Annotated in this window: 27 protein-coding genes, 1 tRNA gene and 2 pseudogenes; 6 read left to right on the plus strand and 24 right to left on the minus strand. The window is 58.4% G+C overall.

What is annotated here, in order from left to right:
* Positions 1 to 419: 419 nt before the first annotated feature.
* The 4 genes from PSH79_RS01480 to PSH79_RS01495 form a co-directional block, all read right to left on the minus strand.
* Positions 420 to 1,280, minus strand: a complete 861-nt coding sequence (locus PSH79_RS01480) for a hypothetical protein (protein ID WP_305440894.1) — start codon at positions 1,278 to 1,280, stop codon at positions 420 to 422.
* A gap of 549 nt (positions 1,281 to 1,829) precedes the next feature.
* Positions 1,830 to 2,612 carry a hypothetical protein gene (locus PSH79_RS01485; RefSeq protein ID WP_305440895.1) on the minus strand — a complete coding sequence of 261 codons (783 nt, stop codon included), beginning with the start codon at positions 2,610 to 2,612 and terminating at the stop codon, positions 1,830 to 1,832.
* 239 nt (positions 2,613 to 2,851) lie between these two features.
* Complete coding sequence (locus PSH79_RS01490) at positions 2,852 to 3,112, minus strand: bacteriocin immunity protein (RefSeq protein ID WP_305440896.1); 261 nt, start codon at positions 3,110 to 3,112, stop codon at positions 2,852 to 2,854.
* Complete coding sequence (locus PSH79_RS01495) at positions 3,109 to 4,446, minus strand: S-type pyocin domain-containing protein (RefSeq protein ID WP_305440898.1); 1,338 nt, start codon at positions 4,444 to 4,446, stop codon at positions 3,109 to 3,111. Before PSH79_RS01495 ends, PSH79_RS01490 begins: the two co-directional genes overlap by 4 nt.
* A 333-nt stretch (positions 4,447 to 4,779) precedes the next feature.
* Here PSH79_RS01495 and PSH79_RS01500 point away from each other — a divergent pair, with 333 nt between their 5' ends.
* Positions 4,780 to 5,691 carry a hypothetical protein gene (locus tag PSH79_RS01500; RefSeq protein ID WP_305440899.1) on the plus strand — a complete coding sequence of 304 codons (912 nt, stop codon included), beginning with the start codon at positions 4,780 to 4,782 and terminating at the stop codon, positions 5,689 to 5,691.
* A 104-nt stretch (positions 5,692 to 5,795) separates the two neighbouring features.
* Here the strand turns inward: PSH79_RS01500 and PSH79_RS01505 are convergent, their stop codons facing one another.
* The 20 genes and pseudogenes from PSH79_RS01505 to PSH79_RS01605 all read right to left on the minus strand — a co-directional run bounded on the left by PSH79_RS01505 (position 5,796) and on the right by PSH79_RS01605 (position 20,924).
* Entirely contained in the window at positions 5,796 to 6,149 is a 354-nt protein-coding gene (locus PSH79_RS01505; protein ID WP_305440900.1) for a hypothetical protein, read from the minus strand.
* A gap of 68 nt (positions 6,150 to 6,217) precedes the next feature.
* Positions 6,218 to 6,817 carry a tail assembly protein gene (locus PSH79_RS01510; protein ID WP_305440901.1) on the minus strand — a complete coding sequence of 200 codons (600 nt, stop codon included), beginning with the start codon at positions 6,815 to 6,817 and terminating at the stop codon, positions 6,218 to 6,220.
* Positions 6,818 to 6,820: 3 nt separating this feature from the next.
* Positions 6,821 to 7,171, minus strand: coding sequence for a hypothetical protein (locus PSH79_RS01515; RefSeq protein ID WP_305440902.1), 351 nt, complete (start codon positions 7,169 to 7,171; stop codon positions 6,821 to 6,823).
* A gap of 111 nt (positions 7,172 to 7,282) precedes the next feature.
* Positions 7,283 to 7,891, minus strand: a complete 609-nt coding sequence (locus PSH79_RS01520) for a hypothetical protein (RefSeq protein WP_305440903.1) — start codon at positions 7,889 to 7,891, stop codon at positions 7,283 to 7,285.
* 647 nt (positions 7,892 to 8,538) lie between these two features.
* A complete protein-coding gene (locus PSH79_RS01530; RefSeq protein ID WP_305440905.1) occupies positions 8,539 to 10,341 on the minus strand; it encodes a DUF927 domain-containing protein in 1,803 nt (600 codons plus the stop codon).
* Positions 10,328 to 11,208 (minus strand): annotated as a pseudogene (locus PSH79_RS01535) (toprim domain-containing protein). The gene PSH79_RS01530 and the pseudogene PSH79_RS01535 overlap by 14 nt, the downstream one beginning before the upstream one ends.
* Positions 11,205 to 11,432 carry a hypothetical protein gene (locus PSH79_RS01540; RefSeq protein WP_305440906.1) on the minus strand — a complete coding sequence of 76 codons (228 nt, stop codon included), beginning with the start codon at positions 11,430 to 11,432 and terminating at the stop codon, positions 11,205 to 11,207. The pseudogene PSH79_RS01535 and the gene PSH79_RS01540 overlap by 4 nt, the downstream one beginning before the upstream one ends.
* The gene (locus PSH79_RS01545) at positions 11,425 to 11,712 is read right to left on the minus strand and encodes a hypothetical protein (protein WP_305440907.1); all 288 of its coding nucleotides are present in this window, start codon (positions 11,710 to 11,712) and stop codon (positions 11,425 to 11,427) included. Before PSH79_RS01545 ends, PSH79_RS01540 begins: the two co-directional genes overlap by 8 nt.
* A 3-nt stretch (positions 11,713 to 11,715) precedes the next feature.
* Entirely contained in the window at positions 11,716 to 12,048 is a 333-nt protein-coding gene (locus PSH79_RS01550; protein ID WP_305440908.1) for a hypothetical protein, read from the minus strand.
* A complete protein-coding gene (locus tag PSH79_RS01555; RefSeq protein WP_305440909.1) occupies positions 12,045 to 12,290 on the minus strand; it encodes a hypothetical protein in 246 nt (81 codons plus the stop codon). The genes PSH79_RS01550 and PSH79_RS01555 overlap by 4 nt, the downstream gene beginning before the upstream one ends.
* A gap of 472 nt (positions 12,291 to 12,762) precedes the next feature.
* Complete coding sequence (locus tag PSH79_RS01560; RefSeq protein ID WP_305440910.1) at positions 12,763 to 13,446, minus strand: KilA-N domain-containing protein; 684 nt, start codon at positions 13,444 to 13,446, stop codon at positions 12,763 to 12,765.
* Positions 13,443 to 13,748: a helix-turn-helix domain-containing protein gene (locus PSH79_RS01565; protein ID WP_305440911.1), complete on the minus strand. Its 306-nt coding sequence runs from the start codon at positions 13,746 to 13,748 to the stop codon at positions 13,443 to 13,445. The genes PSH79_RS01560 and PSH79_RS01565 overlap by 4 nt, the downstream gene beginning before the upstream one ends.
* The gene (locus PSH79_RS01570; RefSeq protein WP_305440912.1) at positions 13,749 to 14,000 is read right to left on the minus strand and encodes an AlpA family transcriptional regulator; all 252 of its coding nucleotides are present in this window, start codon (positions 13,998 to 14,000) and stop codon (positions 13,749 to 13,751) included.
* Positions 14,001 to 14,161: 161 nt separating this feature from the next.
* Positions 14,162 to 15,127, minus strand: a complete 966-nt coding sequence (locus tag PSH79_RS01575) for a hypothetical protein (protein WP_305440913.1) — start codon at positions 15,125 to 15,127, stop codon at positions 14,162 to 14,164.
* 167 nt (positions 15,128 to 15,294) lie between these two features.
* Positions 15,295 to 16,497 (minus strand): integrase arm-type DNA-binding domain-containing protein, encoded by a 1,203-nt coding sequence (locus tag PSH79_RS01580; protein ID WP_305440914.1) that lies wholly within the window; start codon positions 16,495 to 16,497, stop codon positions 15,295 to 15,297.
* A 207-nt stretch (positions 16,498 to 16,704) separates the two neighbouring features.
* Positions 16,705 to 16,780, minus strand: a tRNA-Phe gene (locus PSH79_RS01585).
* 103 nt (positions 16,781 to 16,883) lie between these two features.
* A complete protein-coding gene (locus PSH79_RS01590) occupies positions 16,884 to 17,156 on the minus strand; it encodes an oxidative damage protection protein (protein ID WP_008024947.1) in 273 nt (90 codons plus the stop codon).
* Positions 17,153 to 18,220: an A/G-specific adenine glycosylase gene (gene mutY / locus PSH79_RS01595; RefSeq protein ID WP_305440915.1), complete on the minus strand. Its 1,068-nt coding sequence runs from the start codon at positions 18,218 to 18,220 to the stop codon at positions 17,153 to 17,155. The genes PSH79_RS01590 and mutY overlap by 4 nt, the downstream gene beginning before the upstream one ends.
* Positions 18,217 to 20,442: an AsmA family protein gene (locus PSH79_RS01600; protein ID WP_305440916.1), complete on the minus strand. Its 2,226-nt coding sequence runs from the start codon at positions 20,440 to 20,442 to the stop codon at positions 18,217 to 18,219. Before PSH79_RS01600 ends, mutY begins: the two co-directional genes overlap by 4 nt.
* Positions 20,443 to 20,520: 78 nt before the next feature.
* Positions 20,521 to 20,924: pseudogene (locus PSH79_RS01605) on the minus strand (acetyl-CoA sensor PanZ family protein).
* A 222-nt stretch (positions 20,925 to 21,146) separates the two neighbouring features.
* Between PSH79_RS01605 and PSH79_RS01610 the strand changes: the two are divergent.
* The 5 genes from PSH79_RS01610 (at position 21,147) to hisA (ending at position 25,353) form a co-directional block, all read left to right on the plus strand.
* Positions 21,147 to 22,811 (plus strand): OFA family MFS transporter, encoded by a 1,665-nt coding sequence (locus PSH79_RS01610; protein ID WP_305440917.1) that lies wholly within the window; start codon positions 21,147 to 21,149, stop codon positions 22,809 to 22,811.
* A 269-nt stretch (positions 22,812 to 23,080) separates the two neighbouring features.
* Complete coding sequence (gene hisB / locus PSH79_RS01615; RefSeq protein WP_305440918.1) at positions 23,081 to 23,674, plus strand: imidazoleglycerol-phosphate dehydratase HisB; 594 nt, start codon at positions 23,081 to 23,083, stop codon at positions 23,672 to 23,674.
* A complete protein-coding gene (gene hisH, locus PSH79_RS01620; RefSeq protein ID WP_305440919.1) occupies positions 23,674 to 24,312 on the plus strand; it encodes an imidazole glycerol phosphate synthase subunit HisH in 639 nt (212 codons plus the stop codon). The genes hisB and hisH overlap by 1 nt, the downstream gene beginning before the upstream one ends.
* Positions 24,313 to 24,573 carry a DUF2164 domain-containing protein gene (locus PSH79_RS01625; RefSeq protein ID WP_187678879.1) on the plus strand — a complete coding sequence of 87 codons (261 nt, stop codon included), beginning with the start codon at positions 24,313 to 24,315 and terminating at the stop codon, positions 24,571 to 24,573.
* A gap of 42 nt (positions 24,574 to 24,615) precedes the next feature.
* Positions 24,616 to 25,353 (plus strand): 1-(5-phosphoribosyl)-5-[(5-phosphoribosylamino)methylideneamino]imidazole-4-carboxamide isomerase, encoded by a 738-nt coding sequence (gene hisA / locus PSH79_RS01630; protein WP_003220753.1) that lies wholly within the window; start codon positions 24,616 to 24,618, stop codon positions 25,351 to 25,353.
* Positions 25,354 to 25,356 lie beyond the last annotated feature (3 nt).

The following is a 25,356-nucleotide window of genomic DNA, read 5'->3' on the forward strand; positions in this document are numbered from 1 at the left end:
ATGGCGCTGGTGGTAGGAGATGCCAGCGCAATCCGTCAAGACCTGTCAAAAGATTGATCAACGCTCCGTCAAGGATGGTCAAGGATCTTGGCGTCTCCTGCGCGGATACAGCCCCTCCTTTCTGAACGCCTCCGCTATCTGCCGCTAGGCTTTCTCGCCCCCGCCTTGGATCGCTGTGGCGCCCGGCCGGCACCTAACAAAATGCGCCCAGTCAAACCGTCCAGAGCCTGTCCAGAATCCGTTAGGGGGCTGTCAGGGGGATGAGACGGTAAGGTGACTTACTTTGACGCATCCCTTACGGAATAAGCCTCAGACGCTCAGCCTGCAAGGATTCCGTCTCATGCCTGTCTCACATTCCGTCAAAGTGTGGTCAAAGTGTTCGCAGTCAATCAAACACTCGGGACCGGCAGGCGAATCGCTCAGGTGGTACGGGGATAGAAATTTACCAGGAGCCGGTATTCAGGGAAGAAGGCAGCGTAAAACCCTTCCGTTAGAACGAGTTTGGCAGTCACTTCCGTCGCGTCTTTGTACCCAGCTTTCTTGAGCTCTGGAATTACCTCTTCGGAAATTTCAACCAGCCGACGCTCCAAGCATTCGAGGCGATCATGCTCGATGTCCATCTGGATAACGGAAAATATGTTGTGCCCTGACGCCACCGTGCCGCCGCCCAAAGGGCCGTATGTTGTCTCATCCTCGGTAAGGAAAAATGCGTTCATGTGTACTTTCCTTAACGCAGCTCGCTCCTCGTCGGTGAGCCTTTTCCCCTTTACGCCTTGTATGACCCAACGGGCAACTGACTCCGGCCAGTTTCGATGAACAGTTTCCACTATTTCGCCGTTAGTCCATGAAGCATGGTCGTACACATCTATCGCATAAAAATACTCGTCAGTGATTCTGGCGAAAAGCAAAGGGTCTGCTCTTTCAACAAAGCCGTTTTCGATCAAAGTTCCCAGGTGTAAGTGGTGAACCCCCCAGTCGTTCAACATCAGGTCTTTTTTCTTCGTTTTTTCTATGAACTTGCTTAGGTGCGGGGTTAGATCTTGGCCGGTTTTTACTTTTTGCTGGATTAGCTCCCAGCCCGCCTGGTGTTCTGCGGGGCACTGGAAAGTGTCGGAAATAAGTAGCGTCCTAGGCCGCACAGGTATGCGTCGCTGTGCTGCGTTGAAGTAATGAACGGGGACGTCAGTAGTAAGCCCTGCTGTGTCCATTCCCCATTCGTTGCTCATGATTTCTTTGAGTGTGTCGTGCCAGTCTGCTTTGAAGTCCATGATCAATTTCATTACGGCGCCCTCCGATTTGCGCATCTTAATCCTACGCGCCCGACGGCTTTTGTGAAGCCTCCAAGCTCGCCGATCCTCCTCCGTGGGTTTGTTTGGCAACAGGTCAGGTTGCCAGTGGAAACCACTGTAATAACGCGGAAGCCGCAGTGGAAACCAGCGGCTGGAAACCGCTTACATTGGTAACTTTCCGTGGTAACCAGCGCGGTAACCACTGGCCGGGTTAGCACAAGTCTCGCGTAGGAGGGTGCGAACCAGAAGTGCGAACCTGCAGCCGGCGCGCATCAGCGATTGCGTACCAATGTGCGTACCAGCGGCGCGTCCCTCGCTCCCCCAGAGAGATCACGCAGTTCAGTTGCGTGAAGGCAATGCGTGAAAGGCTGCGTGAAACCTTGCCGGTGGAGAGCTCCGCGCATTGACCAAGTGCGCGGCGGACGTGCGCGAAAGATTGCGCGAAAAGAGGGCCGCCGCGTCTGGTCACTGCCCTGGGTATCCGCGCCGTATGAATGCCAATCGGTGGATACCAAAGTGGATACTCGGTGGCGCAGGATGTTATGTGCTCGGCAAATGCTGCTTCGGGCCCTTCCATTTGTATGCATTGAGTACTTCCGAAAGTAACCCCTGAAGGGCGGTCAGAGACTCCGGTGACACATCAACTTCGCCGAAATGACCGTCAGCCATGGTCGAACCGTACTTTGATCCATTCAGGTTATTTAGAACTAGCGCACCTCCTGGGGCCTTGATCGCCTCATTATCGACGGGCTTTAGGTCTAGGGGCTTACCGTATTTGCCTAGAAAGCGTGTTCGATCCTCAATGTGGTGTGCAGAGTTTCGAACCTCGCGCAGCGCTGGAAACGCCGTCGTCATTTTTCCATGTATCTCTGCTATTGCCTCAGGAGCATTTTCGGTCTTTGACAAAACCCCCAAAAATTTATCGAAGCCGTCGAGCGCATACAAAAAGGCTCGTGCGTAAAGGAATGAAGTGTTGTGCTCGAACTCTCTGGGCATTGCCCCCCCGGCCCACTGCTCCCGCTTAAAACGAACATCGGTTTCAAATCGTACTTCTTCCCAGTTTTCATGAGAGTTCATGCCTCCCATTTCCATCTCAACGACTCGTTGAATTTCGCTACGACGCTGGGTGTCGCGTTCCCATTTCTCTCGATTCATGGTGGGAAAGAGTCGGCCCTGTTGCGAACTCGAAAACAGGTTGAGCGCTAAATTTGCTTCAAAAAACTGCGACTGGAGATTGCGTAGCAACCCTTCGACGCTCCAGGACCAGTCCCGATCCTCGTAATCCAACCAGGTGCCGGGAACCACGAGCTCGTAAATATACATAGACACCTTCGTATGCTCAGCGAATGTGTCGCAGTGTAGTCGGGACTTGCCCTTAGCTTTCATGGATTGTTTCGGCAAAGGGGATTTGATGCGTCAGTGACCAGGGGAGCGCGGTCACCAATGGTGGTCACCGCATATGGTCACCACCAAGGTATCCACGCCGGATCTAGCCAAACCGTGGATACCGATGTGGATACCGGCGTCAACCGGTTGTGTGACCTCCCCGACGTGACGAGTGGTTACGCGCTTTTGAACCCTGGCAAACCCTGCGCCGCTCGCCAGTCCTTCACTGTTTGCAGAATGCCTTCAGGCGAGTCGTCCTCGCCGTTCTCTGGGTAGTAAATCCAGTCAGAGGCGACAGCGTTACCAGTTACTTCGATGAAGTTTTCCAGCAACTCGTCCTGATAGTCTTCGGTGCCAGTGGCGCTGCAGATTTCTTTGATCAGTGCGAGAAATTCGCTCTCCGTGTATTCGGAAAGGCTGCTTTTGAGTGCGATCATTTCGGGCTCCGGTGGGTATCAATATGGTGTTTGGGTGTCATGGCGCTGAGATTGTCGACGTCGTAAACCTCGCCACCCTCAGAAACAGGAATCCCGTGGTGAAGCTCAAAGGATCGGCGCTTGCCCACGGTATCAATCGCCCGGGCGCGAGGCGCCATACCTTCAAGCATTCGGGCTTTATTGCTGTCGTTGAATTGACTGGCGAGCTCCGAATCGCTCCCGACCGCTATCCAGAATGCCTTTCTGAAAGCATCGAAGCTGCTGAAGCTCTTTCCCCTTAGTTGATCTGCGATTCGCGTCGGCACGGGCGACCCTAGTCCGACGCTGGCGCCGGCGAGCCAGATGCCTGTCACGTCTGTTCCCTGCCCAGTAACGGTGCCTGGGTTGAGACGAACATTCATCACAATGTACAGGGGCTGTACACCGGAATCAGCCGGGAATACGAGAATGAAGTCTTTGTATTGGTCAGGGTAGATCGGGCTGACGATGATGCTGTCGGCCTGTTCGGTCGGCGGGTAAATCCAAATCTGCGGCGCTTGAGGTGCGCCCTCTAATGGCGGGATTCCGGAGGTGCTTGAGGGATCAACTGCCGGCGTCCAGATGAGGGTTACGCCGTCGCCGAAGTCGGCTACTTGCTGAGATCCTTGCTGGACAAATTGCACGACAGGAATCATTTCCCAGTCACTGCGCTTCTGGGTGTTGTATCCGTACCCCTTCAGTGTTCCGTCGGCCTGCTCCTCAACATGGAGGCGGACGCGTGTACGGGCCTTCGCCAGCGACTGAAGCTGTTCTTCGGTGTAGAGAGAACTGTCACCAAGGTTTGACGGCCACAATAGAGCGACTATCCCCGCCAATGTACCAGCGGCCACGCCGGCGGTGAGAACGCCGGTACCACCAGCAGCCCCCGTTGCAGCAGAGCCGGTTGCAACACCCGCGCCCCCAGCAACTCCAGCCGTACACAGCCCGCCACAAGAGGCAGCCGCGGCGCCAGCACCACCCAAAAGGAGAGTTCCCAGGGCTGCGGGTAAGGCACTCCCGCTGATTTTTTTCAGCTGGATATTACCCGCGGCATCAGTCTTGCGACCGCCGAGGAGGGAGAACTCTCCGTAGTTGGCCAGGCTCTCGACGGGGATAAATCCGGCAGGCTTTTTGTGATCGATCACACCGTCCGCGAGATCGCAGCTCTTGGCGAATACACAGCCTTTGCTGGCAGGTTTCGTCTCGCTCTTCGTCGGGAGGTCTTTGTATTCAGCCCAGCGCTGGGCGTGTATATCGACGGGCTCGGTGCCGCTATTGCGGTAACCCTTCGGTGGGTTGGGGACGTATCCACTCATTCCTTGATTCCTGAATCCTTTTCATCCTGAAACCAGCGCGCCGCTGGCGTAGAGCATTTTCGAAAAGGGAGGATAACCGCCCCGGAAGGAGTGTCGAGTGGTGGCGGATCGCCAGATCCCGAGGAATGCTCGGACACTTCGAAAATCTGACATCAGATCGGCGGCGCGCCCATCGCAAAGCGCGCGGCCTGTTCGAAAAATTTAGTCCTATGAGAGGTTCTCCCCACCCGATGCGCCGCTAGAAGGTCTGGGTGCTCAAGCTAAAAGGGGGCGCGTCGATACCTTACGGGACAGCTGTAAAAGGCTTTATTCCCACTCCACAGATGTGCGCTTATGAAAACAGTTATTTCATCTCTTGAATCCACCGTTGAAAGTCTTTTGAAAGTAACCGGTGCTGCATTTAAATTCAGTATTGCCTTAGGCAGTGCCTGCGTAATCATCTATGCATTAAGGGTTGGCCATTTCCCCCAAGGCCTGACCTTGGGGGATGGGCTACTTTTCCTACTGGCTGCGAGTTGTTTTGGCGTTGTATACGCGATGTTCGTCGGTTGCCTTGTATCCCTCGGCATTTGCTTGTCGATTGTGACCCGCCCCATTTTCAACTTCGTATTTAAGTGTATACAGAAGAAAATAAATCCAAAAAAAGAAATAGCGTATGAAATCGCCCCATTTCATTGGGGGGCCGTCCCTTTCGGTCTAGTGGCTGTGGTGCTGATCTGGGCATTTGGACAACGCGACATTGTTGCCTACTGGAATTTACCGTTGCTCTCTATAGCGCTATATATCTTCTATTCCATAGCGAAGTCCGCAGGAGCGCAGTACCGTAGCCATGAACGGTTGCTTAGTTCTGTGATCGTCACTCCCGAGAAGGACGAATTACAGAGCTCCGGTAAAGCAGGAAAACAGAAAAGTGCTTATTTGGTAAGCATCACTGTCGTCATGCTGCTGCCATTAATTCTGGGGGGTGTTTCAGGTCTGCTAATGGATGGCGCGATGCGCATGGCTCAGGTCCGCATCGAGCACGCAGCCGTGTACGTGAAAGCACCTTATAACGCCCTGATGCCAGATGCGCTGGTAGTACGAGAGGCCAAGGCGCCAGAAGGCTACAAGGCTTATGCCGGTGTAACCGTGCAATTCAAAGGTTTTGGTAATACGACCGTTATTGCTTTCAAGGATGGTCCTCTTCAGCGCCAGTTGGACGTCCCGAATGATCAAATTATCGTCGAGAAGAAGATGGATGAATGAGTCAGCCTTAGTTTTTTAGACTGAGCGGCTCGCTATCAATGATGACTACTAATTGTGCTGAAAGAGCGCGATTCCTAGGTGGCGGTGGCAATGAAGTGACGCTGTTAGAGGCACGCTTTTGTAGATCGCAATGCGTTCTCTTTGCTTGAGCCGAAGTCGAGATATGCGCGTTGGTAAAATTTCACCGAACTGCCCGACGCGGTTTTGCTGACGCTCAGGATCTCATTGGTGTTCATGTCGTTTCCGCTGATGATCCGATAACCCGTTTCTGTTTCGGACATAGTGGCGTCTGGTCGATACTCCTGCCATTGAGGGAAGACACACAGAGCGTAATTCTTAGGTGTCTTGCTGGAGGATGCAGAAAGCGCCGGCCCTTTTTCAACAAGGGCACTTGGTGAGTAGCACCCAGCCAAAACAAGGGTCGAAGTGGCGAGAGCGGCGGCTTCAAGAAAGCGCATGGTGGCGTCATCCGTAACTGATAAAGCCGTGACGCTAACATGCGCTCGCTGAAAGCCCAATATCCGCGTTACGCCTTGTCTTCGGCGTAGATTGAGGCCGAGATGATCATTCCACCCCACCTACGATGTCCGATGCAGATCGGGACCGGGTTACCGCTGGCCGTGGTGTTCTTGGCGCTGCCGAAGGCGTAGGACGGAGAGTTCTCAGGCCCGGCGCTTTGCTTTAGGCCAGCGGCCTGCGGGCTGAGCATCTGGATAACGCCGCCGGCGGCTGTGCCAATCCCCGCACCCATGACCGCAGTCGCCGCAGCGCCAGCGGTCATGAACGACGCTATGACGATGAGCGCAACTCCGATCACTGTCTGCAGAACGCCGGCGCGCTTGCTACCAGCTATTACAGGAACAATTCGAATCTCCTGTGCCCCACCCAGCTTCAAGTCGCGCTCGCCAATGTTTCTCCGATTACGGAAAACGGCGAACGCCAAGCCTTTGCTCTTGGCGTTCGCCAGGTACTTCACAAAGCCAGGGTGATTTACGTCGACGGCCTTAACCGCTTCGCGAACGTCACCCGTGGAGAGCTCATACAGGTGTTCCCGACCAAATAGTTTCCCAGCGCTACCTCCAAGCAGGATCAGCGTCTTTTTGCCAAGATTAGTTGCCATTGCCATTTCTTACTCCTTGGAGCCATGGGCGCTGTGTTGGGGGATTTCCATGCCGAGCTGACCGGCGAGGATCATGCGTGCGGCCATTGCATCGTTTCGAATCGCGACCTCGCGGCTCACGTCGGGATTCCAAGCCGAACAGTGAGTCGATTTGTACGCCCGGGCTCCCCGGTATTCGATGCGCATCAGTTCGGCGGAGATCCTGGCCTCTTCCTCGGTGAAGAAAGGCCCCTCAATCTCAACCCGCTGGCCGTCGCGCACGTGTTCTACCGTCCAGACGATGTACCCGCCGATCGTGCCGGGGTCAGTGGTGAAATCTGTGTCCTTACACGCTTCGGCGAAGCGTATGTGGTGTGACATGTGTTGCCTCCTTCGGCGCCTTGGCGCCATTGATGGGCTGATGCCCGGTTGTGTTGCTCCGTGTCGCGACACGTTTTCGTGATTCGCAAAACGTGTCGCGTAATTGGGTTTCTACTTGCCGACGATGCTCAGAGTGGGCGGGAGCCTCGGACCGAACGGAGCACCAGGCGAGAAGGGATCGGGCAGTTGGCCTTCAGGGCATTCCCTGATGAACCGGATCATCGCGGCATGGCAGGCGCGATACAGAGGGCCTCCGGCGCCCCATTCCTCACTCTTGTGAGCGGCGCTGTCCTCCAGTTGGGAGAGGTAGGCCAACCCGCGAAGGCTGGTGTCTCCGTCTGTTCTGGCTTGCTGGCGATGTACCGGGTTGACGCTCAACAGGTCGCACATCCCATCGAATCCCAACGCCTGCGCCAGCCCTTCCCGGTCGAACATCAGCGATTGGCCGAACCCGGCGAGCGCATCCTGTGCTCCGGTGCGGATAGCCTCCTGATGTTCCCGGGCTCTTTCCTCCAGCTCCTCGATCGCTTGCCGCGTGAATGGCAGAAACGCTTTCAGCTTTCCGGCTTCGCGGCGAATGGCTCGACGTTCGGCGCGGATAGCGTCGAGCTGGTCAGCAATGGCGCGGCAGATCCGCCGGGTTGTGATGAGCTGCGTGCTGGCGCTGATGCCGGGTTTCAAAGCGATTTTGCACAAGCGGGTGATAAGGCTTGGCGTCATTGGTGCGCCTCCATGGGCGTGTTGTCGTAGCAGGCACGCAGATGGGCGCCTGCCGGGCAATGGCGGCCGGTGGGCGCGTAACAGGAACGACAAACCATGATGTGGTTGAGGTACTGGTCACGGGCCTGTTGCCATTCAGGCGTGGCAGTGGCGGCGCTTGCGTATGCGCTTGTGATGAGCCGCGGAGTGCGCTCGACGAGGTTGGCCAAAACCAGGCTCGGGCGAGGTTCTGGGCGACTCCGCAAAATTGTGGAGTCGGTACCGGTGATAGCTGGCGGCATGTGATCGAGCAGACTGGAAAGGAGGCTCACGGCTTCACCTCGCCCGATTTGCACCATTGCCCAAATGTGTCTGTGAAAAAAAAACGGGGGAACGGGGGAACAGTGGGAACAACCAATGATTCCGGGGCTTTCAGAGGGGGATTCCGTACCCCGCGTTTTTTTGTGGGGAACAGTGATAACCAAACGTCAGGAAAGCGCTGCTCACTTATATTCAAAAACATGTTTGTGTTCCCCCTGTTCCCCAAACACCAAATAAGGGGGAACGGCTACAGGCCGCGTCTTTGCTGGCTGTTCCCCCGTTCCCCCTGTTCCCCACGTTTGTAGGTTCCTGTGAAGTCGGGCATTCGTCTCTGGTGTTGGTAGAGGTCATACGGCACCGCCTTCGCCATCCAGAGCTTCCGGGTCGATGACGTACAGCCGAGCAGATCCGCCGGCGGGGATGCGGTACTTTTTGGTTTTGCGGCTATCCCGATCGGTGTCGCGCTTGGCCAAAGCCCCGCCAACCTCCAGCGCCTTGATGACGCGGGTGAGGCCGAACCCGTGGGCGGCTTCGATGAGCGCGGACTTGTTGAACAGGAACAGTCGCTTGTTGGCGATCACCTCCCAGTACCCGGCGCGGTTGAAAACCTTGGTGTCCGCCTCAGGTGCGTCCACGTCCGAGAAACGGCTGCTGCCGTGCTTGTCGATAAAGTCGATGATGCCGGCCAGGATCTGGCGGTCTTCGGCATTCCCTCCGCCGACACGGGAGAGCCATTCGCCGTAGAGCAGGCGGCAGTCGGCGAGGGCGGTACCCGGCTCCCACGGGAGAAGTCCGTAGGCGATGGCCATCTCGCCGGCCAGCGCGATCACGGCGAACCGGTCAGCCACACGGCCGGCCTGGGCATTGTCCTCGACGAACTGAGCGCGGATGCCGTCGAAGTCACTGAGCAAGCCCGGCTTGTCGTCGGTCGCGACCAAGCGCTCGACAAAGGCCGGTCCTAGGTGGCCATGGTGGGCACCCACCGCGACGGTGAGCTGCCGGTGAAAGTCCGCGCCCTCCAGCCCATGCAACTCGTCAAAGGCTCGATGCGTGCGGGTGCCGGCGTTCACGTCGACCATGCGCAACTCGGCGCCAGCGTGGGCGGCATTGCCGGATATGGCCGCGTGCTCGGATAGAGAGCGCTCGCCGCTGGATAGCGTCAGCAGGCGCCAGCTCAATTTGGCACGGCCTTCACGCTCACGGGTCATGGTGCCCTTACCTTGGCCGTTGGCGAGGGAGTAGGCCATCTCCTGTACTCGCTTGGGGTCGGCGCGCTTGATCTCGTCCAGGGGCAGGATGGTGTCGTTACGGCTCGACGCTTCGATCTCAAGTCCACCCTTGGTCATGTCCCAACTGGCGGCGAACACGCCCGGGTCACCCCACACCGACGAGCCGATCAACTGCGCCAAGGATTTGCCGCTCGAGCTGTCGCCCACCAGGTGAACGCCACCACCCAGCACGCCGACCAGACTCAGCAGCGGGCCGGCCAACGAGCAGCCGATCGCCAGTGTCAGCACCGGGTTGCCGGCACACTTCGCGGCTACCTCTGTTTGCCATAGAGCCAGCTCACCGCGGCGGCTGAAAAGAACCTGCGCCTTGTTGCTGGCTTGGTATCGCACTTTGTCGCTGCCGATCGTCCTCCCGGGCAGCACGAACGCGCCCGATTCATGCCAACCCGGCCGGCTGGTGGTGGCGAACACTTCTGCAGGATGCTGGTCGAGCAGGTACTCCATAAACGTGCCGCGTTTCTTGAGGGCGATAATGATGCCCATCCCGAACAAGGCGCGCCGGGCGTCCTCGCCGCTGCCGCCGAACACCTCCATGGCGATGATCCACTCCTTGATGCCGCCCTCGGTGACCAGACGCAGCAATCGACCTTCGCTGCCATCGTCGCTGTTGGTGGTGCGAGCGACGACTGTGACGGGGCTGGATATCCACTCATCGGTGATAGGCCGGTCGCCTGTATCGCCCTCGGCGTCATCTTGATCGGCGGCGGTGCGTTTGAAGCTGTGCCAGTAAACGCCGGGACGCAGCTTGCGGCCTTTCTCATTGATCACCCAATGCTCATACACCGCCCAGCAGGGGCGATCTGGCGCAATGGTCGCGGCGTCCGGTCGAAGGTTGATCACGTTGGTGTCAGGCTTGGACATGGGCGAGCTTCCAGTTGGCGAGGTCGTTGAAATCAGTGAGGTCATCGGGGGCGCCTTCCGGCCACTCAGGGAAAGCCACTTGGCCACCCACGGCCGCCGCTGCTGCGTTTGCCGCTGCGCGCCCCGGGTTGCCATCGGTGAGCCGGTCGTCGTCGCCGGCGATGACGATTGGCTGGCCCGGGTAGCGAGCGCGAAGGGCCATCGCCGCCGGGATCAAGTTGCCGGCGTTCATGGCTGCCGCCACGACGTAGCCGCCGTGCTGGTGAAGGCTGGCGGCCGTCGCCCATCCTTCGCAGATGCAAAGCACGCAACCCGGCTCGATGATGCCCAGCGGTGAGTACGTGCCTTTAATCCGGCCCCCGAACAGGAAGCGCTTCTCGCCTCCGGAGCAATTCGTTGCAGGTTGACCAAGCGACCATCCAGATACAGCGGGATCAACAGATCAGCGCCACGCTGGCGTAGGCCGTAGGAGCGAACCGCCTTGGCGATCAAGTACGGATGGTCGGGCGCGGCTCGGCGCGCATTGCGCCACCAGTGGTTGGCCTTCTCGGCGGCCTGCTGCTGGCGCCGGTGTTGTTCGGCTTCGCGCTGACGCCGGGCCTGGTCAACCCGCTCGCGGATCTGGGCCGCTTCGCGGGCGTCCACCGGTTCGCGACTACACCAGGTGCTGGCGCCTCCGGCCTTCCAACTGCCGAACGCTCCGGATGCAATGCCGTCCAGGTACAGCACATACCAGCCGTTGAGGGAGCCGGGCTTATCCTCAGGCACGCGGAACCGGTGAATGTGGCCATCAGGTTCTGGCATCCAATCGAGCAAACCGTAGACGGACTGAAGGGCATCACGGAACTGGATGGTTGCGTCAGTCATGCGGCCCCCTTCGGCGGGGTGAACCGCTTGGCCAAACTTTCCAGTTTCTGAGTCAGGCGCTCGAGCTCATCGCAGTGCCGGCCTTGGTCGCCTTCCGACATACGCAGCTCCAGGAAGCCGACCAGCGTTTCCACCAGCAGCACATAGCTGGCGCTGTCGATATGGGCGCCAGCAGCGGGTGGGCCGCCACTGCTCTTGCGATTGATTGGGGTCACGTTACCCATGGCTGGCCTCCTGTCGATCAGCGCCAGCAAAGGCCCGGCAAACCTGGCCGTTGTTCACGCCGTGCCAGTGGGTGATGTCGTCGATTGAGTCAACCAGGCAGGCCGTTACCTGAACATCAGCACTACGCATAACTACGCGCCCGCACTCAGCGTCAGCCTCGGTCAAAAATGGCCCCAGCAGCGCCTTGGGCACCTTTGGGTGGGTGACGTAAAACAGTTCGGTGGCTTTCTTTAGGCAAGCCGATCCCGTCGACGCAAATGCGCCGTTTTGAATTTTCATGTTTTAAATCTCTTCGAAGTCTTTCGGTTCGAACCGTGCTGCGCCGCCGCGAATCACGCGCAAACCAAGTACCGCAGCACGTGCCACGCGATCTATAAATCCGAGTTCAAGATTGGTGGTGCGCGCGCCCATTCCGGCAATGGCAAACTGAATAGCGTTGAACGCTTCTGTTTCGTCGTGGGTGGCCAGCTCGAATACTTCGCCTTCGAAGAACTCGAGACCCTTCTGCCAGTCGGCCGCCACGCCGGGATTGTTCCGAGGCCAGTTGATCAGTCGTCCTTCAGGATCGCGCTTCGTGAAGCTCAGGTGCTCCCGTGATCGGATTGAGGCACTCATTTGGCCACCTCCGTGGCATCCAGCGCTTTCTGCATCTGCTCGACTTCGCTATCTACATAGTTTGCCCAGTCGTACCCGAGGAAGCTGCCCAGGCTGGCCAGCTCTTCGATATCGTGCGACTTGCCGTGCTTCAGGTCCTTCGAGATCGCGTTGAACAACACCCGCATATTGCTGATGCGTTCGTGTGTGGCGCGCAGCAGCTCAAGGGCATCGTCGGCGATGCGAGCGGTTGGCTGGCTCATTGCACGCTCCCTGAGGTTTCCAAAGTGCGGACGATGGTCATGTGAGCGTTGTAGCGGGCGAGGCGGACGGAGAGGGACGAGTTTGTGCGGAGAGCGCTCAGAGCCATACGGCGGTGAGCAAAGGCGCGAATTGCGGACGGAATGAGGGCCGGCATCTGTAAAGCTCCTTCTGCTAATGAGGAGCTGCCACGATCCTTCCTACGGGATTGGGTGGCAGCTGTGCGCGGGGTAGGAATACCGGGGCAAAAGGAGCCCGGCCAGGCCGAAGCCTGCCCGCACACAGCCGCCATAACACGGAACTGCAAGCGAAAAAAAACGCCTGCAGAAGTGATCTGGGCGCTGTTGCGCCTTTTGCTTCTCGGGTTCCTACGCCCGGTCGCTGAATTTGCAGCGACTGGCGAACCATACCGACGGGCGCGACTGCTGGCAAGAAAAGTTATCGACTGTTCATCCCCGATAATGAGCAAGGCGTTCATGCGGCATCACTCCGAAGGTGCTTGGAGGTAAGGCTTTGGACATAGCGCAATAGGGATGCTTTGCGGGCTGCGAAGTCCTTCCCCTGGCCAATCAGCAACACGTCGCGGATCTCAATCAGAGTGACCAGCACCAGCTCATGCGCGCTGAGTTGATCGCGATTGCGGCCGGCGAATTGTCCGGTGATTGCCTGGTTGATTAGCTTGGCTTCGTTGATGAAGTGGTGCCGCTGGGGAGTCTTGCCGCTCTCCTCGTGGGCGATCGCCAGCGCTTCACACAGGCCGCGATAGCCAATAGCCGACTGCTGGCGTGCTTGTTGCCAATTCGCCTGGTCGCCGTGTATCAGCGCCTCGATCTGCATGTCACACCAGACAGAGAACTTGGCATCACACCAGCGGGCGAACGCCACTGCCAGCTTGGGGTGGAACCAAGTGCCGCCGGCGTTACCGCGGCGAGATTTCAAATACCCGGATTTCCGGGTATTCACGATAGTGGACGGCCCCGAGCCGGGATGCTGAATCTCATCCAGCGCACGGATGTACTCGAGTGTCTCAGCGTTGTCGAGCCAATGATCCAGGCGCTTGCCGAAGCGTTCAGCGATCACGGTCGCGTGAAGCCAGCCTTCGGCGTTGAATGTGACTGTGTGGCCTTGGTAGTCGAATGGGATTATGCGGACTGTCATGCCGCCACCTTCGCACTTGGTTCACCGATCAGTGTGTAAACGGCAACACCGCGGTGGATGCGCCCCCATTCATCCGTCATCGTTATGCGGTTGGTGATGATCTTGTAGCCGGCATTACGCAAGTCGCAGATACGGGCACCAGGACGGCAGATGTTCAGCTCGCGCATGATGGTGAAGGTGTCAGCAGGCCCCTCGCGAAGACGCGGAACAAGCCGTACTAGTTGGGCGTGGTTACTGGTATCGTAGAGGTGAGTTTTTTCTGGGCTGGCCTTATTGGGTTGGCCTTTTTTTTGGTCGGCCATTTATGCGGCCTCCACTCGCAGAGCGACCAACGAGTCGCACCAAGCAATAACTTCTGCCTCGATCCAGACGGCGGACTTGGGCCCCAGCATTACTTGCTTAGGGAAGCGCCCTGCGGCGATACGGCGATAGATCTCTGACGTGGAGAGGGTGGTCAGGGCCTTGACCTCGCCCAGCTTGATGAAGCGCCGAGGCTGTTCAACTGCGGGGATGGACTGTTCGGATTTGCGAATAGGGTGGGCTTGAGTTGCCATCGTCTGCGCCTCCTGGGGCGTTGTTGGTAATCGACGATGGCAATGCTGGCGCTTAAGGCAGAGGGCAAACAGATAACAGGTGGGATTTAACGTGTCATACGTGAAGTGAATTGCGGTCAGAGAGGTAGCTACAGGTCAGGCAGATGAAGGGCTGCAACCTGTCACCCCTTATTAGATGATCTGGCGATGGCGCCGCCTTTTTTGCGCGCTGCTCCGGTAAGTGCGGTGACGAACAATCTCACCTTCACGGCTGGAAGGGTAACTCCGCGGGTCTTAAACCACTTGTTAACGGTTGCGCCCCAGCCGACGCTCGGTGCGATTGTTCCGTTCTGCGTTACGTCGCACCAGCACTCAACAATCAATCGCCCATCCGGTGGTGATAGTTGATTGTCTTGATTCATGAACTCGGCAAGGCCCATGACGTGCTCGAGCTGCTCCTCTATCCGGATGCTTTCGTCTTCTGCTTCGCGCCTGGCCCGTCTCTCCTCGTTAAGTTCGCGGCGCTGCAACTCCAGCTCATCTATGAGTTGCTGGTTTTGAGCTGTTTTGGTTTCGAGCTGCGCCGACAGCTCGACTACTTTTTGCTCAGCCTTTTCCCTGGCGATCTGGAGCTCTTCGAGTTGTTCGCACGCGCTCTTTTCACCCTCGCGGCGCAACTGTGCTTGTTGCGCTTTGAGAACTATCGAGGAATTGCTCGGTATTAGGGGGGCGGGGGCGTGGCTAGTTGCAGCAGAGCCATTGACTGCCATCGAGACAGATACGCTGTCGTTTGCCGGTTGAGCGAACCCAGCGGCGAGTTCCGTGCGTGCGGTTGCCTCATCAACTAAGCGCTCAATCCATTTTCGCCATATCAGCACGTCAGCCGCAGGTATCGGGCCTGAGCCAGTGGAGATAGTCGTCGCAGCTCTGCCGTTGCTGGCTGCGATGAAGTAGTCGGCGAGCGCGCCGTGAGTGATTTGAATGTTTCTGTCGGAGCGACCATCTGAAAAGACGCTCGCATGCAGAGGCTGAATCGGCTGATCTAATGGTGCCAGCGTACTAAGGGTTGCGGCGAGCTCGAAGGCCAAGAGCCGGGGGTTCAGATGGTGACCTGACGCCCAGTCAGAATAGATCCCGTCGAGCTTCATACGCCCGAAAGGTCCTATCAGATTGTCTCCATCGGCTCCCGCCATTCGATTAGCTCATATGTGGTCGACTGTATGAATAACCAGCCGTGGCCAATATGTTAACCGCCCGAGACTTGAAAAAGGAGCCCTTGGTGCTCATTGGGAATGATTAATTGGATTTCAACGTCTCAAGCACGTTTGATACTCACCACGTTGGCACCGTTGCACAGTGCGTCAATAGAGTCGGCCCAAGCTTGCATCATTTCCCGGCGCTGCTCGACATAGGCCGCATGGTTGTAGGTCCCACGGATCTCGTCGGTATCACCGTGGGCAAGCTGGCGCTCAATCCAATCTTTGTTGTACCCGCGGCCATTTAACTCGGTGCTGAGTAAGTGGCGAAAACCATGGCCGGTCTGCCGACCTTCGTAGCCCATCACCCGCAACGCTTTGTTCACTGTGTTTTCGCTCATTGGCCGATCGGGATTGGCGCCAGCAAAGACCAGTGCATAGCTTCCAGTGATCTCTTGAAGCCGGCGCAGGATCGCAACAGCCTGGCGGGGCAGGGGGACGATGTGAGGACGGCGGGCTTTCATGCGTTCGGCTGGAATTGTCCAAGTTGCGCGATCCAGGTCGAACTCTGCCCAGGGGGCTTGGCGAAGTTCGCCCGGGCGAACTGCCGTTAACGTCAGCAGGCGAATGGCGTGCCGAGTCAGTAAATGGATATTCGCGGCTTCGCTCTTCGCCAAGAGCTCGGGCAATTCGGCAAAAGTAATGTACGGGTGATGGCGGGCAGCTTTCGTTGGCGCAGCTACCACGTTGAGGTCGGTGGCCGGATTGACCTCAACGACGCCCTTGGCCAGTCCGTACCTGAATATCTGGTGTAGCCATTGGCGGATCTTGCCTGCGGCGTTGAGCGTGCCCCTGGCTTCTACCCTGCGCACCAGTTCCACCAGATCGGGCCGGGTGATTGCTTTAATCGGGCGGGCGCCGATACCCGGAATCAAATCGTTCTCCAGATACAGCTTGGCCTTGTAGGTGGTGCTCTCAGCCCAGCGGGGAGCATTGTAGGCAAACCACTCTCGCGCCAGTGTCTCGAAAGTCAGCCCCTCGACCTTCTGTGCTTGCTTGGCCGTTTTCTTCTGCTCGCCTGGGTCAGTGCCCTCAATTAGTAGCTGGCGCGCTCCATCGCGAAGCTGGCGGGCTTTCAGAAGGGTGACCGCAGGGTATGCGCCGAGCGCCAACATCTTCGCGCTGCCGTTGAAGCGGTACCGATAGCGCCACAGTTTGGAGCCGGTCGGGGTTACTTCAAGGCATAAGCCGTTGGCGTCGGTCAGCCGGTAAAGCTTGTCCTTCGGCTTGGCGGTACGGATGGTGGTATCTGAGAGTGGCACGCTGCCTCCTTGCAGGCCACACCAGCCGGGCTTTTGCCACGGTGGTGTGAGTAGATTTGTAGACCGAACTGGATCTACTCACGAATCTACTCACATATGTTTGGGCTTACAAGGGAACGGTCGGGAACCGCAGAAAGCAAAAAGCCCGCACGAGGCGGGCTTCTTGTGTGCTTTCAGGTGTGCTTGGCATCACCTGAAAACGAAAGGTGGTGCCCAGAGACGGAATCGAACCGCCGACACGGGGATTTTCAATCCCCTGCTCTACCGACTGAGCTATCTGGGCAACGGGGCGCATTAAAAGGGTTTTTCGGATTCTCGTCAACGACTTTTTTAAAATTTCTTAAATTAATTCCGTCGCTTACGATCCGACCCCCGATTTTGCGGGATTACTCTGCTGGCGGAACGTAGCCTTCGGCCTTGGCGTATTCCTCGCCCGAGAAGTACTTGTCCATCTCGCCCTGAAGATATTTGCGATCTTCAGCGTTCATCATGTTCAGGCGTTTCTCGTTGATCAGCAGGGTTTGGTGTTTCTGCCAGTCTGCCCAGGCCTTGGCCGAGACGTGGTCAAAAATATCCTGACCTTTTGCGCCCGGGAAAGGAGCGCGTTCCAGAGCGGGCAGTTCTTCTTTGTACTTACGGCACATGATGGTGCGGGTCATGCTGACTCTCCTGCATTCAATACGGCGGCCGCGCGTTCGAGCAAGGTTTTGACCGGGGCGGCAAGGCCCAGGCGCGGCGGGGTGGCGAGGTTATACCAGAGCCAGTCGGCCTCGGCCACGTGATGGCTGGCCTCCTGTACCTGAACCAGCCAGGGTTCGATGGACAACTGGAAATGGCTGAACGTGTGTACGAGGTTCGGCAGTGCTTGTTGCTCGCCCAGCTCCAGCGAGTGCTGATCGGCGAGATGTTGCAGGTCGTCGAGGTCGTCGAGTTCCGGCAGGCTCCACAAACCGCCCCACAAGCCCGTCGATGGACGGCGATAAAGCAGAATCGCACCGTCGCCATTGGCAAGCATCGGCATCAGCGTGCGTTTTTGCGGAATGGCTTTGCGCGGCTTTGGAATGGGGTAGCGTGTTTCCAGGCCGAGCATGTGCGCCTCGCAGCCACGTTCCAGCGGACACAGCAGGCAACTCGGTTTGCTGCGGGTGCACAGCGTCGCGCCGAGATCCATCATCGCCTGGGTGTAGGCGTTGACCCGATCGTGCGGCGTAAAGCGCTCAGCGTTGGCCCACAGTTGTTTTGCAACCTTCGGCTCGCCAGGATAGCCCTCTTGCGCGGTAAAGCGCGCCAGCACGCGTTTGACGTTGCCGTCGAGGATCGGCGCGCGCAGGCCCATGCTGATGCTGGCAATGGCGCCAGCGGTGGACAGGCCGATGCCTGGCAGGTCCGTAAGCTTTTCTACGTCGCGCGGAAACTCGCCGCCGTACTGGCTGACGACTATTTTCGCGGTCTTCTGCAAATTGCGCGCGCGGGTGTAGTAACCCAGGCCCGTCCACAGGTGCAGCACTTCGTCTTCTGGCGCCTCTGCCAGCGCTTCGACCGTTGGCAGTGCGGCCATGAAACGGTCGAAGTAATTGAGCACCGTGCTGACCTGCGTCTGCTGCAACATGATTTCAGACACCCACACCCGATACGGGTTGATGTCCTGCTGCCAAGGCAAATCGTGGCGGCCGTGGCGGTCAAACCAATCCAGCACCGCCTCTGAAAACTGCTCCGCTCTCATCGCTTGAACAGCCCCTTCAGTGCGTTTTTCAGTTCCGGGCTGACCTTGTCGCCCAGTTTTTCGTCGATTTTTTCGCTTAACTTGTCGCCGGCGAGTTTGCTTGCGACCTGGCCAAGGCGTTCGTTGTCCACGCGGCAGGCTTTTGCGCCCAGCTCCAGCGGGCCGCGGCAGCGCAGCGGCCACTCGACACCGACGAATTTATCGCCGACCTGGCAGGCCGGGTCCGGCATGGCGCTGGTGTCGCCTTCGACGACGATGCCAACGCGGTAATCCATGCCCAGCACGCGCAAATCGATATCACCGTCACCGTTGACGGTCATGCCCGGGATTCGCACTTTCAGATCAGGGTTGCTGGCGATGCCGTTGCGGAACGTCAGGTTGCCCTTGAGCTCCTGGAACGGCGTGTCCTTGCCGCGTGGTTCGCCGCTGAGGGTTTTGCGATTGAGCGTGGCGATGCCTTTGCACAGTTGCTGTTCAAGGTTGGCGTTGAGCAACACGCCGTTGTTGATCACGAAGCTGGCGTTGCCGTTGAGAGAGTCGATCAGCGCCTGTTGGCTGTTGCCGCTGCCGGTGACGTTGCTGGTGAGGTTCACCAGGCCTTTGACCGGTGGGTTCTTGCCCTGGCTTTCGAGGATTTTTTCCACCGGCACGCGGTTGATCCGGGTTTGCAGGTTCAGTACCGGCGCAGTCGGGCGCACGTCGAGGGTGCCTTTGGCGTCGAAGTCGCCGTTGTACAACTCACCACGCAGGTTCTCCAGGGTCAGCAGACCGCCCTGGCCGGTGGCCTTGAGCGCGGCGTTCTGGATTGGCAGCTTGTCGAGGGTCAGTTGGCCGAAGGTCAGGTCGGCGTCGACGTCGAGTTTGGCCAGACGCTCAACCGGCAGCAGGCGCTCGGTGCTCCAGGCGCTTTTGCTCGGTTTGTCCGGCAGCGGCGTGGAACCTGCGCCTGCCATGGCATCGGCTTCGGTACTGGCGACTTCGGCCTGACGCACTTGTGTGGCGCTGGTGGCTTTTTCTGATTTCGGCGGCAGGTAGCGGTCGACGTTGAAGGTGTCGGCCTTGAGGATCGCCCGCAGCGATTGCTTGGCGAAGTCTTCGACGGCGATGCGGCCGCTGAAGCTGCTGTCGTCGAGTTTCAGGTTGATGTTGTCGAAAGCGACGCTGGTCGGCGTCGCCGCAACGCGACTGACCAGTTCGACCTTGCTCAGGCTGCCCTCGGCCATGGAAGGCAGTTTCTGACCGATGCTGTCGACGAATTTCGCCAGATCGAACTGGGCGATCGAGATGCCGCCAGTGATCTGGGGCGTCTTGTCGAGATCGTTAGCCTTCAGTTCACCCAAGGCGCGCAACTGGTTGGCGGAGATCTTGATGCCAGTCCATTCGGCGACGTTTGCCGCTTTGTCCAGCAATAGCTGACCCTGAGCGGAGAAGGTCATGGTTTTGCCTTGCAGCGGATCACCGGCCAGTTCGCCGGAGAGCTTCATGTCTTCGAGCTTGTAGCGTTGCAGGGCGCGCTCGAAGCGCAGTTCACCGTTGAGTTCGGTACGCACCCGCAGCACAGGCTGATTGGTGCCGAGGAAAGCGGTCGCCTTGATCGGAATGTTGGTCGAATCGTGCACCGGGCCGGTGCTCAACTGGATGCTCTCGGCGCTGAACTGCTTGCCGGTGAGTTCGTCGTTGTACTCAACGCGGGCGTTGTTGACGGTCAGGCTGTCGATGTCGAGGCGGATCGGTTGCGCCGGTTTCTCCACGGCGACCGGGGCGTCGCTGGCGGGTTGGCCAGGAGCAGTGGCAGGCGGCGTTGCACCAGGCGCGACCGGCACCTTGCCGATGTCTTCCCAGTTGCCATGGCCGTTCTTGTCGCGGTTCAGGCGCAGGTTGAGGCCTTCGACACGCACATCGCTCATCTGCACTTCGCGGCGCAGCAGCGGCAGCACACGCACGGACAGGCCGAGCATCTGCAAATCGGCAAAAGGTTCGGCAGGCTTGGCCAGCGTGGCGACGCTGGCTTCGTGCAATTCCAGGCCGAGCCACGGGAACAGGCTCCAGCCGATATCGCCATTGAGCGTCAGCTCGATGTGGGCCTTGTCGCGGGCTATCTGGCGGATCTCGTCTTTGTAATCGTTGGGATCGAAGAGGTGGGTCAGGGCAAAGCCTGCCGCCACGATGATCAGCAACAGCCCGAGAAGTACCAGACCCAGGATTTTGCCGAACGCTTTCATGGGCGAGTCCTTGTAGTTAGTCGAATTCGTAATTTAGCCGGGGAGTATAGCGCTGCAACGGCCCGGTTCGGTGTGACGTCATGTTGCCGGTGCCGCCAGCGGTGCCTGCAACTTTGCCGCGATTGCCTGAGCCTCAAGATGCCCGGCAGGCGCCAAACGGTGCAGTTCTGCCCCCGCTTGCGACGCCATTTTCGGCGCTTGGTTCACCAATCGCTCTGCGATCCCACGGTGTTGGGTAACTCTTCGCACGCATAAATGGGACAAATACCAAGCGCTGTCGTGCCTTTGCAGATGACAGGCACTGAACAAGCGGTCGTTGAAGCTTCGGCGATCAGTGAGCCGTCGGCCAGAGCGCTTTCGATCAGGTCGTTCTCCCCGGGAAACGGCGTAAACAGCCATTCGGGCGCGTCGCGATAGATCGTCTGCAAATCCTGCTGACCCGGATATTTAGCGTCCTTAAGCGCTTGGTCAATGATCGGCATGGCGTTTTCCAGAGGGGTACGAGATCAGGTGACATAAAAAAGGTGATATCAGTTTGGTTTTTCTGTCACCTGCAAATGGTAACCTTCGCCGGTTCGTCCGTCCTTCTGCGACTTAACGTCGCGCCTTCAAGGAGCTTCACCCAAAAAAAGGTCATGCCTGCGTGCATAAGGCCGAGGGTGAACAGTGGCTGGCGAACCATTCTAATAATTGGGGGATACACAATGAGCACGAGCATCACGGCGGACGGCCTTCGCGCTGACCAGCCTGCGTTCCTGTCCAAGGAACGCATCATCGCCAAGCCCGGTTTCAACCGCTGGCTGGTTCCACCGGCCGCTCTGGCCATCCACCTGTGCATCGGCATGGCCTACGGCTTTTCGGTGTTCTGGTTGCCACTGTCCAAGGCGCTGGGCGTCACTAAACCGGTAGCCTGCGCGCCGGACATGAGCTTCATCGCACAAGTCTTCTCTTCGCAATGCGACTGGCCGATCTCGATGCTCGGCTGGATCTACACCCTGTTCTTCATCTTTCTCGGCTGCTCGGCCGCGATCTGGGGTGGCTGGCTTGAACACGCAGGGCCGCGCAAGGCTGGTGTTGTATCGGCGTTGTGCTGGTGTGGCGGTCTGCTGATTTCGGCGCTGGGTATTTATACCCACCAGATCTGGCTGATGTGGATCGGTTCTGGCGTGATCGGCGGTATCGGTCTGGGCCTGGGCTACATCTCGCCGGTGTCGACCCTGATCAAGTGGTTCCCGGACAAGCGCGGCATGGCGACCGGCATGGCGATCATGGGCTTCGGTGGTGGCGCGATGGTCGGTGCGCCGTTGGCGACGGCGCTGATGAGCCACTTCGCCTCGCCTGAAGGTGTTGGTGTGTGGCAAAGCTTCGTGGCCATGGCTGCAATCTACTTTGTGTTCATGATCGGTGGCGCCCTGGCCTACCGCGTGCCGCCAACCGGCTGGAAGCCTGAAGGCTGGACTGCACCGGCGAAGAAAGCGTCGAACTCGATGATCACTCATCGTCATGTGCACGTGAATGTGGCTTGGAAAACTCCGCAATTCCGTCTGGTGTGGCTGGTGCTGTGTCTGAACGTATCGGCGGGTATCGGCATCCTCGGCATGGCTTCGCCACTGTTGCAGGAAGTGTTCGGTGGCAAGTTGCTCGGTGTTGATGTGCCGTTCGGTCAATTGGATGCCGGGCAGCTGGCTTCGATTGCCGCGATTGCTGCCGGTTTCACGGGTTTGCTGAGCCTGTTCAACATCGGTGGCCGGTTCTTCTGGGCATCGTTCTCGGACTACCTGGGCCGTAAAAACACTTACTTCGTGTTCTTTGCACTGGGTTTTGCCCTGTACGCGTTGATCCCGAACCTCGGCCACTTGGGCAACGTTGCGCTGTTCGTGGCGGCGTTCTGCATCATTCTGTCGATGTACGGCGGTGGTTTTGCGACTGTTCCGGCATATCTGGCTGACTTGTTCGGCACGCAGATGGTCGGTGCGATTCATGGTCGCCTGTTGACTGCCTGGGCTGCGGCTGGCGTGCTCGGCCCGGTGCTGGTGAACTACCTGCGTGAGTATCAACTGAGCATCGGCGTTGAACGCGCCGCCGCTTACGACATCACCCTCTACATCCTGGCAGGCCTGTTGGTGTTGGGCTTCCTGTGCAACCTGCTGGTGCGCCCGGTGGCCGACAAGTACTTCATGACCGACGCCGAACTGGCTGCCGAACAGGCACTGGGTCATGACAAAGGTGCTGATGCGTCTACTGTTCTGGAATGGAAAGCCGCGCCGGGCACCAAGCCATTGGCGATCGCTGCGTGGCTGGTGGTGGGTATTCCGTTGGCGTGGGGTGTGTGGGTGACTCTGCAGAAAACGGCGGTATTGTTTCACTAAGTAAACGCTAAAACGCAGTACCCCTGTAGGAGTGAGTCTGCTCGCGATAGCGGTCTGACAGTCACAGAAATGTTGCCTGTCAGGCCCTCATCGCGAGCAGGCTCACTCCTACAGTTGTTTCCGGGTGTCCAAAATGAGTTGTATGGACATGTCTACCCGCGACAGCCGGGCGTTCTATCCGTCTGCCATATCACCTCGCGTGTTTCTGTTTCGGCCTCGCGCCCCTATAATGGCTGCCTTTTTCGCCCAATGATTTTGCGGAGCTGGTGATGGCCGAACGTAAGGCGTCTGTCGAGCGCGACACTCTGGAAACCCAGATCAAAGCCTCGATCAACCTTGATGGCACCGGAAAGGCCCGATTCGATATCGGTGTTCCTTTTCTTGAGCACATGCTGGATCAGATCGCCCGTCACGGGTTGATCGACCTGGATATTGAATGCAAGGGCGATCTGCATATCGACGACCACCATACGGTGGAAGACGTCGGTATCACTCTCGGCCAGGCCTTCGCCAAAGCCATCGGCGACAAGAAAGGCATCCGTCGTTACGGCCACGCCTACGTGCCGCTCGATGAAGCGCTGTCGCGCGTGGTGATCGATTTCTCCGGTCGTCCAGGCCTGCAGATGCACGTGCCTTACACCCGTGCCACCGTGGGCGGCTTCGACGTTGACCTGTTCCAGGAATTCTTCCAGGGCTTCGTCAACCATGCACTTGTCAGTATTCACATCGACAACCTGCGCGGTACCAACACTCACCACCAGATCGAAACCGTGTTCAAGGCTTTCGGCCGCGCGCTGCGCATGGCTGTAGAGCTGGATGAGCGCATGGCCGGGCAGATGCCGTCGACCAAAGGCGTTCTGTAATGCAGACGGTTGCAGTTATCGATTACGGCATGGGCAACCTGCACTCGGTGGCCAAGGCCCTCGAGCACGTCGGCGCCGGTAAAGTGTTGATCACCAGCGATGCGGCCGTGATCCGCGAAGCCGACCGCGTGGTGTTTCCGGGCGTCGGCGCGATTCGCGATTGCATGGCGGAGATTCGTCGCCTCGGTTTCGACTCGCTGGTACGTGAAGTCAGCCAGGACCGGCCGTTCCTCGGTATCTGTGTCGGCATGCAAGCCTTGCTCGACACCAGCGAAGAGAACGACGGCGTCGATTGCATCGGCCTGTTCCCGGGCGCGGTGAAGTTCTTCGGCAAAGACCTGCACGAAGACGGCGAACACCTGAAAGTCCCGCACATGGGCTGGAACGAAGTGAAGCAATCGGTGAGTCACGCGCTGTGGCATGACATTCCGGACATGGCGCGTTTCTACTTTGTGCACAGCTATTACATCGCCGCCGCCAATGCGCGGCAGGTGGTGGGCAGCGGTCATTACGGCGTCGATTTCGCCGCAGCACTGGCCGAAGGCTCGCGCTTTGCCGTGCAGTTCCACCCGGAGAAGAGCCATACCCATGGCCTGCAATTGCTGCAGAACTTCGCCGCGTGGGACGGTCGCTGGTAAATGGCCGCCAAGAAGTCCAAGCCGCCGATCCTGACCCTCACTCCCGAGCAGGAGAGTGAGGCCAATCACAAGATCAAACGCTTCATGGAAGATCGTTTCGAACTCGACCTCGGGTCATTCGAAGCGGCCGAGATTCTTGAGTTGTTTACCCGCGAAATTGCTCCGCACTATTACAACAGGGCGATTTTCGATGTGCAGACCCACCTCAAGGAGCGGTTTGACAGCATCGAAAGTGACCTGTGGGCGCTCGAGAAAAACTGATTTCCGAGCCAAGCTGAACATTCAAATTTGAAGGTTTGCCAGATGCTGATTATTCCCGCTATCGATCTTAAAGACGGTGCCTGCGTACGTCTGCGCCAGGGCCGCATGGAAGATTCCACAGTGTTCTCCGATGACCCGGTGAGCATGGCTGCCAAGTGGGTGGAGGGCGGTTGCCGTCGCCTGCATCTGGTCGATCTGAATGGCGCATTCGAAGGCCAGCCGGTCAACGGCGAAGTGGTCACCGCCATCGCCAAGCGTTACCCGACCCTGCCGATCCAGATTGGCGGCGGCATTCGCTCGCTGGAAACCATCGAGCACTACGTCAAGGCTGGCGTGAGCTACGTGATCATCGGCACCAAAGCCGTTAAAGATCCGGCGTTCGTGGCTGAAGCCTGCCGTGCGTTCCCGGGCAAAATCATTGTCGGTCTGGATGCCAAAGACGGTTTTGTCGCTACTGATGGCTGGGCTGAAATCAGCACCGTGCAGGTAATTGATCTGGCCAAGCAGTTCGAAGCCGACGGCGTGTCCTCGATCGTTTATACCGACATCGCCAAAGACGGCATGATGCAAGGCTGCAACGTGCCGTTCACCGCCGCGCTGGCTGCGGCCACGAAGATCCCGGTAATCGCTTCCGGCGGTATTCACAACCTCGGTGACATCAAGTCGCTGCTCGACGCCAAGGCGCCGGGCATCATCGGCGCAATCACCGGCCGGGCGATCTACGAAGGCACCCTCGATGTCGCCGAAGCGCAAGCTTTCTGCGATTCGTACCAAGGCTGAGGA

This window comes from Pseudomonas sp. FP2196, assembly GCF_030687715.1.
GTDB lineage: Bacteria > Pseudomonadota > Gammaproteobacteria > Pseudomonadales > Pseudomonadaceae > Aquipseudomonas.

What these genes read in the sequence shown, in the direction of transcription:
- PSH79_RS01495 (WP_305440898.1), bottom strand. Translation starts at nt 4,446, where the DNA reads ATGAGTGGATACGTCCCCAACCCACCGAAGGGTTACCGCAATAGCGGC.
- PSH79_RS01520 (WP_305440903.1), bottom strand. Translation starts at nt 7,891, where the DNA reads ATGACGCCAAGCCTTATCACCCGCTTGTGCAAAATCGCTTTGAAACCC.
- PSH79_RS01600 (WP_305440916.1), bottom strand. Translation starts at nt 20,442, where the DNA reads ATGAAAGCGTTCGGCAAAATCCTGGGTCTGGTACTTCTCGGGCTGTTG.
- PSH79_RS01570 (WP_305440912.1), bottom strand. Translation starts at nt 14,000, where the DNA reads ATGGCAACTCAAGCCCACCCTATTCGCAAATCCGAACAGTCCATCCCC.
- hisH (WP_305440919.1), top strand. Translation starts at nt 23,674, where the DNA reads ATGCAGACGGTTGCAGTTATCGATTACGGCATGGGCAACCTGCACTCG.
- PSH79_RS01555 (WP_305440909.1), bottom strand. Translation starts at nt 12,290, where the DNA reads ATGAGCCAGCCAACCGCTCGCATCGCCGACGATGCCCTTGAGCTGCTG.
- PSH79_RS01480 (WP_305440894.1), bottom strand. Translation starts at nt 1,280, where the DNA reads ATGAAATTGATCATGGACTTCAAAGCAGACTGGCACGACACACTCAAA.
- PSH79_RS01565 (WP_305440911.1), bottom strand. Translation starts at nt 13,748, where the DNA reads ATGGCCGACCAAAAAAAAGGCCAACCCAATAAGGCCAGCCCAGAAAAA.
- PSH79_RS01625 (WP_187678879.1), top strand. Translation starts at nt 24,313, where the DNA reads ATGGCCGCCAAGAAGTCCAAGCCGCCGATCCTGACCCTCACTCCCGAG.
- PSH79_RS01545 (WP_305440907.1), bottom strand. Translation starts at nt 11,712, where the DNA reads ATGAAAATTCAAAACGGCGCATTTGCGTCGACGGGATCGGCTTGCCTA.
- PSH79_RS01510 (WP_305440901.1), bottom strand. Translation starts at nt 6,817, where the DNA reads ATGGCAATGGCAACTAATCTTGGCAAAAAGACGCTGATCCTGCTTGGA.
- PSH79_RS01550 (WP_305440908.1), bottom strand. Translation starts at nt 12,048, where the DNA reads ATGAGTGCCTCAATCCGATCACGGGAGCACCTGAGCTTCACGAAGCGC.
- PSH79_RS01560 (WP_305440910.1), bottom strand. Translation starts at nt 13,446, where the DNA reads ATGACAGTCCGCATAATCCCATTCGACTACCAAGGCCACACAGTCACA.
- mutY (WP_305440915.1), bottom strand. Translation starts at nt 18,220, where the DNA reads ATGAGAGCGGAGCAGTTTTCAGAGGCGGTGCTGGATTGGTTTGACCGC.
- PSH79_RS01590 (WP_008024947.1), bottom strand. Translation starts at nt 17,156, where the DNA reads ATGACCCGCACCATCATGTGCCGTAAGTACAAAGAAGAACTGCCCGCT.
- hisA (WP_003220753.1), top strand. Translation starts at nt 24,616, where the DNA reads ATGCTGATTATTCCCGCTATCGATCTTAAAGACGGTGCCTGCGTACGT.
- PSH79_RS01610 (WP_305440917.1), top strand. Translation starts at nt 21,147, where the DNA reads ATGAGCACGAGCATCACGGCGGACGGCCTTCGCGCTGACCAGCCTGCG.
- PSH79_RS01530 (WP_305440905.1), bottom strand. Translation starts at nt 10,341, where the DNA reads ATGTCCAAGCCTGACACCAACGTGATCAACCTTCGACCGGACGCCGCG.
- PSH79_RS01490 (WP_305440896.1), bottom strand. Translation starts at nt 3,112, where the DNA reads ATGATCGCACTCAAAAGCAGCCTTTCCGAATACACGGAGAGCGAATTT.
- hisB (WP_305440918.1), top strand. Translation starts at nt 23,081, where the DNA reads ATGGCCGAACGTAAGGCGTCTGTCGAGCGCGACACTCTGGAAACCCAG.
- PSH79_RS01515 (WP_305440902.1), bottom strand. Translation starts at nt 7,171, where the DNA reads ATGTCACACCACATACGCTTCGCCGAAGCGTGTAAGGACACAGATTTC.
- PSH79_RS01485 (WP_305440895.1), bottom strand. Translation starts at nt 2,612, where the DNA reads ATGTATATTTACGAGCTCGTGGTTCCCGGCACCTGGTTGGATTACGAG.
- PSH79_RS01500 (WP_305440899.1), top strand. Translation starts at nt 4,780, where the DNA reads ATGAAAACAGTTATTTCATCTCTTGAATCCACCGTTGAAAGTCTTTTG.
- PSH79_RS01505 (WP_305440900.1), bottom strand. Translation starts at nt 6,149, where the DNA reads ATGCGCTTTCTTGAAGCCGCCGCTCTCGCCACTTCGACCCTTGTTTTG.
- PSH79_RS01575 (WP_305440913.1), bottom strand. Translation starts at nt 15,127, where the DNA reads ATGAAGCTCGACGGGATCTATTCTGACTGGGCGTCAGGTCACCATCTG.
- PSH79_RS01540 (WP_305440906.1), bottom strand. Translation starts at nt 11,432, where the DNA reads ATGGGTAACGTGACCCCAATCAATCGCAAGAGCAGTGGCGGCCCACCC.